Origin of the sequence: uncultured Campylobacter sp., assembly GCF_938031315.1 — a bacterium.
Taxonomy (GTDB): Bacteria; Campylobacterota; Campylobacteria; order Campylobacterales; family Campylobacteraceae; genus Campylobacter_B.
Genome location: NZ_CALHHT010000058.1, coordinates 1 through 2529 on the forward strand (window position 1 = coordinate 1; position 2529 = coordinate 2529).

Below are 2529 nucleotides of genomic sequence, written 5' to 3' on the forward strand. Positions count from 1 at the left end.
TATCGCTTTGAATTTTGGGAATTTCGCCGTAAGCTAGAATTTCATTGCGAATGAGAATTTTGCTATTCGCAAGAATTTTACGAGAAAATTTATGTTAGTAGGATTTAAAAGCTTGAAATTCTAAGTCTAAGAATTTCAAATTTATAAAACCCTTAGAATTTTGAAATTCCAAGGGTTTTGAATTTTTAAAATTTCGCCGCTTTAGCGTGCAAAATTTCGTACCGTCATCTCGCGTAAGCTTTAAAATTTATACGCCACGCTTAGCTTGAAATTTCGTCCCGGCTCCCAGTCGATAGCATTTGAATCTCCGGTGAAATCGGCGCTGCGCTGTGAGTGCGACGCGTAGGCTTTATCAAAGAGATTGTAAACGCCCGCATTGATCTCAAGCCCTTTAAATCGCCCGCTATCCGGAGCGTAGGTCACATATAGATCGTGAACCGCGTAGCTAGGCACTTTTGTTTTTTCGTCGCTATTTGCGGAGGCTACGTTTTTGGAGTTGAAAAAGAGCAAGTTATAGCCCAGCAGTAGATCCGCCGCAGAGATTGCGTACTCGGCATTGAAGGTGTATTTATCGCCATAGTCGCGGTAGCCGATGATGTTTGAGCTTAGATAGCCCGAGCCGCTGCGTACGCGGTCTTTATATTCTACGTGCTGGTGGGTGTAACCCGCAGCAAGGCTCAAATCATCTAATATTAATCTTGCGAAAAGCTCGACGCCGTCAATGTCCGCACCGCCTGCGTTAGCCCTGCATAAAGTATTTGCTGCGCCTCCCGGGCAGCCGACGATTCCGCCCGCCGCGAGCATTGTTATCTACGATTAAATTTTTATATTCCGTTCTGAAATACTTCGCAGTTAGGCTTACTGAGGAATTCTCTCCTAGCTCGCTTTTGTAGCGACCGCCTATTTCGTAGGCGTTGCCCGTAGTGGCTTTTAAATTTTCGTTAGCCATCCAGCTTAGTGATCTGCCGCGGCTAGTACCCGCAGCCATCATGCTCTCCATTACGTCAGGTCCTCTAAATACTCGCGCATAGCTCGCAAACGCCCCAAATCCTGCGCCGATCTCGTAATCAAGCGCTAAAGCAGGGCTTACTTCGTTGAATTTATATTTGTAGCTAGAGATATTAGCACCTCTGCCGTTGTAAGTCTTTAGCTCGTGCCTTTCGTAGCGCACGCCAGGAGTTACCGTAAGCCCGCCGTAGCGCATAGCATCCTCGATATAAAAGCTATAATTATCGACCTTCTCGGGGCGTAGATTGCCGGGCTTAACGTAGTTTTCGGAGCGGTAGTAATCAAAGCCGTAGCGTAGCGTATGAGCCAGATCGCCCGTTTCAAATTTACTCTTAGCGCCGATTTTGCCGCCTTTGGTCTCGACGCCCCATTTTACGTTCGTCGAAGTCGATCCGATGCGTTGATGCTTGGTGTAATATCCCGTGATGTCGAGCTCTAGCAGGTCGCTTGGATTATACGTGTATTTGATCGTGTGTGTATCGCGCTCGTATTTGCGGTTATCCAGCTGTCCGTTTAACCATGAGCCGAATTCTGGGCGCAAAGGATACAAGCCTTTATACTGCATATGTTCGGTAGATAGCGAAATTTTATGAAAATCCAAAAAGCTATAGCCCGCTTTTAATAAATAATTTATATCGTTGCCATCGCCGCCCGTAGGCTTACCGTTGCCCGATTCGCCGAAGCCGTATCCGTAGTGCTTAAACGCAGCAAGCATATCTAGGCTATCAAACGCTTTGCCGTAGAGCATCGCACTTTGCGAATAGCCTTCGTTATTGCTCGTATAGCCCACTTTGAGCTTGGCGCCGATATCCTGACCGTCCTCAAGCATGTCAGAAGCGTCTACCGTCCTGAAGGCAACTGAGCCGCCCAAAGCGCCCGAGCCGTTCACGACTGAGCGCGCGCCTACATCGACCTCTACGGCTTTGATAAGATCAGGATCGATTAGTAAATCGGCGTTGTGATGAAAGGTATTGCCGTTTTGCTTCGCGCCGTCAATCGTGATATTTAGACCGCGATCGCTCACGCCGCGCATATAAATTTTTTGATTCATGCCGTTGGTGCCGCCCACATAAACGCCCGGAATATCGCGAAATACGTCTTTGACGAGCGTGGCATTGCGGGTGTTGATTTTGACATCATCCACGGTGCTAGGCGTGCTAGAATCGCTAGTAACTTCGATTACGCCTAGGCTTTGCGTATTTGAATCCTTGCTTTTGGACGCGTCCGTAGCGCTTGATTTCTCGTCTGCTTGTGCGCTTAAGCAAAGAACCGCGCACAAAGACAAAGCCAGATGAAATTTTTTCATACGAAACTCCTAAATGATAATAAGATTAAAAAACGGCGAATAATATAAAATTAATCCTTTATTTTATATTAATTATCAAGACATTTTAAAATCATTACAATTTTATCTCCGAATGCTTTATTATCATTAAATAAAGCTAAATGATAAAATATAATTTAAATATCGATCATCAAAATTTTAGTAAAAATTAAATCTACTTTTGATAAAATCGCTCA

2 protein-coding genes are annotated in these 2529 nt (G+C 45.2%); both read right to left on the bottom strand.

The genetic code is table 11. The features are described from left to right. Positions 1-240: 240 nt before the first annotated feature. Positions 241-804 (bottom strand): TonB-dependent receptor, encoded by a 564-nt coding sequence (locus Q0236_RS01725; protein WP_297914305.1) that lies wholly within the window; start codon positions 802-804, stop codon positions 241-243. Beyond that, positions 740-2314 (bottom strand): TonB-dependent receptor, encoded by a 1575-nt coding sequence (locus Q0236_RS01730; RefSeq protein WP_297914307.1) that lies wholly within the window; start codon positions 2312-2314, stop codon positions 740-742. Before Q0236_RS01730 ends, Q0236_RS01725 begins: the two co-directional genes overlap by 65 nt. Between the last annotated feature and the right edge of the window lie 215 nt (positions 2315-2529).